The organism is Rhodococcus sp. LB1, from assembly GCF_001583455.1.
GTDB lineage: Bacteria > Actinomycetota > Actinomycetes > Mycobacteriales > Mycobacteriaceae > Rhodococcus_F > Rhodococcus_F opacus.
In genome coordinates this window covers 1-7,471 of sequence record NZ_LTCZ01000293.1, presented here as the reverse complement: position 1 = coordinate 7,471, position 7,471 = coordinate 1, and the positions used below count along the sequence as shown (strand labels likewise).

At 65.3% G+C, this 7,471-nt stretch carries 8 protein-coding genes and 1 pseudogene; 1 reads left to right on the top strand and 8 read right to left on the bottom strand.

Annotated elements, in window-relative coordinates:
• From AZG88_RS31215 to AZG88_RS31180, 8 genes and pseudogenes are all read right to left on the bottom strand, one after another.
• Window positions 1-362: pseudogene (locus AZG88_RS31215) on the bottom strand (hypothetical protein); the annotation flags it as partial.
• Window positions 363-638: 276 nt separating this feature from the next.
• Window positions 639-848 carry a hypothetical protein gene (locus AZG88_RS54390; protein WP_231914266.1) on the bottom strand — a complete coding sequence of 70 codons (210 nt, stop codon included), beginning with the start codon at window positions 846-848 and terminating at the stop codon, window positions 639-641.
• A 257-nt stretch (window positions 849-1,105) separates the two neighbouring features.
• Window positions 1,106-1,423, bottom strand: coding sequence for a 2Fe-2S iron-sulfur cluster-binding protein (locus AZG88_RS31205; protein ID WP_061700069.1), 318 nt, complete (start codon window positions 1,421-1,423; stop codon window positions 1,106-1,108).
• Between the two features lie 69 nt (window positions 1,424-1,492).
• Complete coding sequence (locus AZG88_RS31200; RefSeq protein WP_061700068.1) at window positions 1,493-2,815, bottom strand: cytochrome P450; 1,323 nt, start codon at window positions 2,813-2,815, stop codon at window positions 1,493-1,495.
• 152 nt (window positions 2,816-2,967) lie between these two features.
• Complete coding sequence (locus AZG88_RS31195; RefSeq protein ID WP_061700067.1) at window positions 2,968-3,765, bottom strand: SDR family NAD(P)-dependent oxidoreductase; 798 nt, start codon at window positions 3,763-3,765, stop codon at window positions 2,968-2,970.
• Window positions 3,766-3,791: 26 nt separating this feature from the next.
• On the bottom strand, window positions 3,792-4,946 hold the full coding sequence (locus AZG88_RS31190) for an acyl-CoA dehydrogenase family protein (protein WP_061700066.1): 1,155 nt from the start codon (window positions 4,944-4,946) through the stop codon (window positions 3,792-3,794).
• A gap of 225 nt (window positions 4,947-5,171) precedes the next feature.
• Complete coding sequence (locus AZG88_RS31185; protein WP_061700065.1) at window positions 5,172-5,702, bottom strand: MarR family winged helix-turn-helix transcriptional regulator; 531 nt, start codon at window positions 5,700-5,702, stop codon at window positions 5,172-5,174.
• A 54-nt stretch (window positions 5,703-5,756) separates the two neighbouring features.
• A complete protein-coding gene (locus AZG88_RS31180; protein WP_061700064.1) occupies window positions 5,757-6,737 on the bottom strand; it encodes a quinone oxidoreductase family protein in 981 nt (326 codons plus the stop codon).
• A 176-nt stretch (window positions 6,738-6,913) separates the two neighbouring features.
• Between AZG88_RS31180 and AZG88_RS31175 the strand changes: the two genes are divergently transcribed.
• A complete protein-coding gene (locus tag AZG88_RS31175) occupies window positions 6,914-7,204 on the top strand; it encodes a hypothetical protein (RefSeq protein WP_061700063.1) in 291 nt (96 codons plus the stop codon).
• Window positions 7,205-7,471 lie beyond the last annotated feature (267 nt).

The window sequence follows — 7,471 nt, the reverse complement described above, 5'->3', positions numbered from 1 at the left end:
TCACGGGTGTTCTTCACCCCCAGGCAGTGCACGTCGGCCAGGTAGCCCCGCAGCGTCGCCCGACCACGCCGTCCCTCTCGTGCCACCAACACCTGCGCGAAGCCTTCGACCTCACCGGCGGGAGCGTCCAGTTCCGCCCACTCCGGATGACCCTCGAGGCCCAGCCCGACACTCCAGCCGCAATTGACCCAGCACCCCAGCACCCGCCCCAATCCTCGGGACGCTGCGGCCTCGGCAGCGATTCGTCGCACCAACGGCGCCACCACCGACGGCCGCACGCCCAGAGCACGCGCGATCACCTTCGGCGGGACACCCTGCTCCCAACGCCGCCGCACCTGCTCGACCAACTCCATATCGTCCATGGCATCCCATTCTGCTCCAGCGATCGGGAAGCTTCCGCGTCTGCACAAACCCCGCACATGTTGGGCCGGGTGACGGCCGTGATACCGATCGTCGGCGCCGGGCACGTCGGTCGCGGCGCACCACCACCGACCGGTCACCCGTCTCGCCGCGGGAATCCTCCACCACGGATACTCACGCGAAATCAAGCAAGATCCAATGGCGAAGTCGACCAGACCCCCGGCCCCGCAGCAGCTTCAACGAAGTCCGGTTCGCCACTCAAGATTCCTCACCGCAGGTCAAGGGGTCCAGCGCAAGGACGATTCGCTGACAGAGGACAGTTGTCCGCGCACGGCACGGGACTCCGGGCTGTCCACCGTGGCCGTTTCCGGTCGACCGTAGGCGGCGCGCGCCAGGAAGTGCTCTCGTGCAACGAGATAGAACGGGAACGCCATGGAGACGCCGATGTAGGACAAGGGCACGAAGACCACACCCCACTTCCGGCCCATGCCGATCCGTGCGGTGTCCGAGCACCCAGACGAAGACCGTCCACGCGATCAGCATGTCGATGCTCAGGAACGTAGCGGTGCCGCCCGGCTCGATACCGTCTCCGAAGAAGTCGACCGGGTTGAGGATGTTTCCGCCGTCGCCCATCCAGTCGAACGCGAACGGCCAGGTCAGGAGTAGCGCCGCGATCCCGGCGAGGACGCAGAAGGCGTGCCGGACGTTCATCGCGGTGTTCCCGCGCTACTGCGTGGTCACGACCTCACCTGCTGTCAGCGACGCGGACGTGGATCTCGGCCTCGCTGTCAGCGACGACAAGCTGGCAGGAGAGACGGGACTCGTCGTCCGCGGCGTCGAGATAGGCGATCAGATCCGTCTCCTCGTCGGTCGGTTCGGCGAAGAAGCGGGTGTACTGCTTCGGCAGGTGGACGTGGCACGTAGCGCAGGCGCAACTGCCGCCGCATTCGGCGACGATGCCGGGAAGGTTGTTGCGGAGTGCTGCGTTCATGAGCGTTTTACCGGGTTCGACCTCGACGTGCTCCGTCGACCCGTCCGGCAGGTGATAGGTAACTTTCGTCATGCGCTGAGGGCACTTTCTCACTCGAAGGTGGTGCGCCGAGAGTCCTCTCCGTCTCGGCGCACCACCTGGTCAGGCGAACGTCAGGTGGACGGGGAGGTGCCGAAGTCCGCCGACGAAGTTGGTCTGGATCATCTTGGGTTCGCCGGTCACCTCGACGCGATGAAGCTTGGGTAGCAGTTCCTCGAGCATGACCTTCATTTCGAGCTTGGCGAGATGCTGGCCGATGCACATGTGCGGTCCGTAGCCGAACGCGATCTGCTTGTTCGGACGCCGGTCGATGTCGAAGGTGTCCGGGTTGTCGAACACGTCGGCGTCGCGGTTACCGGACTGGAACAGCAGCATCAGTCGGTCGCCGGCCTTGATCGTGCTCCCACGGAGTTCGTAGTCGGTGAGTGCGACACGGGTGAACTGTTTTACCGGCGACACGATCCGCAAGGCTTCGTTCACCAGGTGGGGGACCAAGTCGAGGTCTCCCTGCACTCGCTCGAGGATGTCGGGACGCGCGGCCAACTGCTGCAGGCAACCCGCAAGGGTGCTCGCCGTGGTGTCGTGGCCGGCGGTGGCGATGGCGACGAACCACCCGTAGGCGAACGTCTTGGGGAAGTACTCGCCGTCGGCATCCTTCGCGACCGCGATGAGAGTCGCCAGATCGTCGCGCGGTTCTGCTCGCCTGCTTTCGACGAGAACATCGAAGTAGGCGTAGAAGTCGGAGATCGCCGCTGCCCACTGCTGTGCGGCGGCGTCGGGAGACAGGCTCTCGATGTCCTCACGTGTCGCATCCGGGTCGGCGACCCCGAAGAGGTCCTGTGTCAGTGCCATCATGCGCGGCTCGTCTTCGACCGGCACACCGAACAGCGACATGATGACGTGCAGCGGGAAGAACACCGCGAATTCCTGTACGGCGTCGAGGTCCTGACTCCCGGACACGAGCCGATCGACGGATTCCTTCGCCGTCTCGCGGATGCGTTCCTCCCACTTCTTGAGGTTGGCCGGCCGGAACCAGTCGAACGCGACATCCTTGACGGTGGAGTGCTCCGGAGGATCGAGGTAGGGCAACGCGTCCAGGATGCGAAGACTTCCGCCGGTAAGTTTCTTCGTGAACTCGTCTCCGGCCTGGTTGGCGAGAATTGGGTTGTGCGAGCCCTTGTTCTCGCCGCCGCCGGCGCTGAAGATCTGCGGCTGTCGCTCGATCTCCATCAGATCGGCGTGCTTACTGACCAGCCAGAGCGGGTCGTACCCCTCCACGCGTGCCTGCCCGAGCGGCCGGTTCTCGCGCAACCATCGGTAGGCCTCGTACAGCTTCGCGTCGTCGGTGTGTCCCTCGGCGAGAACGATCTGCCGTGCTATCTCATCGGGAATTGTGGCGGTGTCGGCGGATTCGACCGTCGTCATGATCAACCTTCTCTCTGGTGTGGGCTGAACAGCGCCGGGACGTACCGGCGCTGTCGCCCGTGTCCGTTCATGCTGTGACTCGAGTCTCATGCATGAGCGGCACCCGTGCGTCACCCAGACGAGGGGTTTCGCCCCCGATTCGGAGGCAGTTCTCAGGCCGCCGAGATTCCCCCGTTGACGCTGATCGCCTGTCCGGTCAGCCGGCGCGCGCCAGGGGAGGCGAGGAAGACGGCGAGCGCAGCGAGGTCTTCGGATTCGGGGACGCCGAGGTGGGCCTGCTGTGCCGCCTTGGCGAACAGTTTGGCACTGAACCCGTCGGAGGTGATGCGTTCGGTCGACCCGGTGCCGGTGACCAGCGACGGCGTCAGGACGTTCACGCGGATTCCGCTGCGCTTGGCTTCGATGGCCAGCGTGCGGGTGAACATGACGATCGCCGCCTTCGCCGCCCCGATCACGGACTCGCCGGGCGTCGCGGTCTTGGCTGCATCCGATGCGACGTTGATGATGACGCCACCCTTCCGCGCCGTCATGTGGGGAACGATTTCGCTCGCGAGATACATGCACGGGAGCGCGAGTTGGTTGAAGATGCGCGCGATGTCGTCGGTGGGAATGTGTGCGAACAGTTCCGGTCGGGTGTCGGCGGCCGTCGTCGACACGAGGACATCCACGCCGTCGAGGATCCGCTCGGCTTCGGACGCGATACGGGCGGCGCCGTCGACGGTGGTTGCGTCTGCCGACAGGAAGGTCACCTCGCACGACGAATTGACGGACGAGATGCGTTCGACGGCAGTCTGTCCGCGTTCCCTGCTGCGCCCGACGACCACGATGCGCGGTGCGCCGGCCTGAGCGAGGCCGACGGCGGTCGCGAGCCCGATCCCGGCCGTGCCGCCGACGACAAGCCCGCTGCTGTCCTTCAGTTCTTTCGGCGGTGAGATTTCGTGCGTTCCCATTGTGAACTCCTTCAGGGTGATGCGGGTCAGAGAGATACGGTGCCGCGGGCGAAGATGTCCTTCGCGATGATGCGCTTCTGGATCTCGGCTGTGCCGTCCGCGACGAGGTAGGCGGTGACGTCGCGGTAGCGGTGCTGCAGAGGCGATTCGGTCGAGTACCCGAGGTTTCCGTGTACGCGCATGGCGAACTCGATCGCGTTCTTGGCCACCACAGGAGGCCACCACTTGCTCATCGACGCCAGGGCGGTATGCGGCTGGGCGATTTCCCGGAGCCACAGCGCCCGGTAGCAGATCCAGCGAGCGCCTTCCAGATACGTGGCGTGCTCAGCGAATTGGAATGCGAGTCCCTGGTGCTCGGAGAGTGGCTGCCCGAACGTCTCCCGTTGCTGCGCGTACGCGGCGGCTTCCTCCAGACTCTGTTTCGCGGCGCCGAGGCACATCAGTCCGAGGGCAGCTCGACTGAAGTCGAAGTGGTCCATAACCGAGTGAAAGCCCTTGCCGAGTTCGCCAGTGAGGTGCGATTCGGGAACGAAGACATCGGACAGGTGAATGCTTCCCCAGCCCAAAGGGAGGCAGCCCATCCCGGGCATATGGCTCACGCTGATGCCTTCCGCGTCGAGCGGCACGACGAAGCAACTGACACCCCGAGCACGGCTGGATCCGGGCTCTCGCGCGTAGACAAGTGCCGCAGTGGCATTCATCGCCCAGGAGATGGCCGTTTTCTCGCCGTTCAGACGCCATCCGCCCTCTACTGCCGTTGCGGTGGTGGTCAGCGCACTCGCATCGGAGCCCGAGCCCGGTTCGGTCAACGCGATGGCGATGGTCTGCTCACCGTTGACGAGGGGAGGGAGGTAGCGCTCCTGGATCTCGTCCCGGCACAGCGCCAGTTGAGAGGCGACCAAACCGATCTGGACGGGTGCCGATGCCATGTTCACGTCGCCGTAGGCCAGGGTCTCGGTGGCGATCCCGAGGAGAACGGGGTCTTCCGTGCCCGTGCCGCCGTACTGTTCGGGCAGGCCGATGCCCAGCAATCCGAGGTCGCCGAGCCTCTTCAGGATGTCGAAAGGGAAGTCCGTTGACGCGGCTCTGTCGCGGTAGCCGGGAAGTAGGACTCGGTCGCTGAACGCGGCGAGCGTCTTTCGGAACTCTTCGTGTTCGTCGGTGAATACGAATGAAACCATCGGAGTGTGCTCCTGTGCGTGACTCGGCTGGGGGATCACGGCGAGGGAGCGTTGTCGTGCAGTGAGAAGCCGGACGGCCCGTTCCTCGCCTCGTGAGAACTATTCTAGGTTTGAATAGTAGGGCGTCAAAGCTAAGGGAGCAAGAGGTGTGCCGCGTAGATCTACTGCGTGGGGATGCGGCGGCCGAGCCCGGCACCTCAGCCGCGAGAGGGTGCCCGGTAGCTCTCAGTGCCCGGTTTCGACGTCACCGACGGCGCGACGTACCTGTTGCAGGTGTTCGATCAACGCTTCCAGGGTGTCGGTGTCGACGGGCGCCAGGCCGAAGCGCACTGCGGCGAGGCGATCGTTCGCTTCCTCGACCACCTCCAAGCCGGCCGGGGTGAGGGTTGCGAGAACGGTGCGGCGATCCGTCGCGTGGGCCTTGCGTTCGACGAGGCCCGCCTTCACGAGTTGGTCGACCGCCATCGACACGGTGGTGGGGTGGACCATCAGGTACTTGCCCAGCTTGCCGAGCGTGCGAGTCCGCTCCTCCGATAATTGCAATGACGTCAGAATGAGATAGGCGTTGCGTGACAGTCGAAGTGGGCGCAGTTCCTGGTCCATGGCGCGCACGATCCACTGGTGCGTACGGAGCAACGCCATCGTGGTTCCGAACTCCAGATCGGCCGAATCACGCCGCCGGGACCATTCGGCTCGCATCCAGTCGATCACGTCGTGGCGATCGTCGCCGGCCGACATCGGGAGTTCACTCGCCACTGGGCGTCCTCTCGTCGTCACCGAACCGCGTCGAGGTAGATGTTAAACCCGCGGTCAGCCGTGCGAGAGAACGACCTTCCCGAACCCGGTTCCCTGTTCGAGATGCTTGTGTGCGGCGGCCGCTTCCGCGAGGGGGAATACCGCGCTGATGGGTACGGGCGGGACGGATTCGGTGTCCACCAGTGTCAATAGCCCCGCGAAGTCCCGGGGGCTGCCCATCGTGGTCCCGATCAGTTCGTACTGGCCGAAGTAGAAGGGCCGGACGTCGAGGGTGGCGAGCTCGTTGCGCGACGCTCCCAGCACGACCAGGCGGCCACCTGGCCGCAGTTCGGCGATGGACTGTTCCCAGGTCCCCACCGAGTCGAGGATGAGATCGAATCCCTGCCCATCCGGTGTGAGCCGGCGAGCTTTTTCCGGCCATTCGGCGTCGGTGTAGAGCACGCCGTTCGCCGCGCCGAGTTCCTGTGCTTGTGCGATCTTGGATGCCGAGGAGGACGTGACGGTGACGTTGGCGCCTACGGCGGACGCCAGCATGACGGCCATGGTCGCGACGCCGCCGCCGGCGCCCAGCACGAGTATATTTTCGCCGGCTCGGAGGCGGCCGCGCGTGAACAGGGCGCGGTAGGTGGTGAGTCCGACGAGAGGCAGTGCGGCGGCCTGCTCCCAGCTGAGCCCGCGTGGTTTGGGGGCGACGCAGTCTGCGGGAACCCGTACCAATTCGGCATAGGTGCCTCGCTGGTGATCGCCGAGGATCTCCCACTGTGCGCTCGGCGCGGCGTCACGATCTCCCCACCACAGCGACGGGAGGACGAGAACCTCCTCGCCCGTGTCGGTGCGAATGCCCGCGCCGTCGGCGCCGAGTACGTGCGGCAGCGGTGACGAATACTTGCCCTGGCGGACGAGGACGTCGTGCCAGTTGAGTGCGGCCGCCTTCAGGCGGACGGTGACCCAACCCGAGCTCGCTACGGGATCGGAAATCGACTCCATCTTCAAGACGTCCGGTTCCCCGAACTCTCGCAACACCACGGCGTCCACAGTTACCCTTTCGGTCATACCATTCATAAGGTAGCATGTTTTCGTGCGGGTTCGGCGGCGGCCCTCCTTCTGGTCGCGGCGGTGACGGCATTCCGTATGAGAGGTGATGACGCTCGTGGCCCAGGGTTTCGCGGGGTGGTTGTTGTCGTCTCAGGGCTGGACGGGTCCGTACCGAGGTGAACTTCGTCGACATCATTGCCGAGAAGGATGGACGCCGGCTCTACGCCGAAGTCAAGGGTGCGACCACCGCGCCGGGACTGGACGTCGATACCGCCATCGGGCAGCTCGTGCGGCGGATGCCGAGCGAACCGGATCAATCGGTGTCATTTGCGATAGTTGTTCGGGACGAGCCTCGATCGGTGGACGCGGCGGTGCGGGCGCCTCAGCGGATTCTGGATCTGTTGGGGATGTCGCTGTACACAGTCGATGAGGACGGTGGCGTGCGGCAGCTCTTCGGCCGCGCATGAAGCGCGCATGAAGACTGTCCTCGGTACGGGCGGGGGCCACGGCCAGCAGGGTGGCCGGTAGCATCACCACGCCCCACGATGGTGGGGATGGGGCGGTAGCTCAGTCGAGCCCCGCCCGCCCACCGCGTCGCCGAAAGGCCCGTGGAAGGGCGATGGCCGGCTGCCGCTCCGGCGGGGCAAGTGTGTGCGATGCAGTTGCAGTGGCGGATGCCGCTCAGTCTGGAGGTGTCCGGGTCGTCGGATGCTCCGACGTTCTCAGGCGCAGTC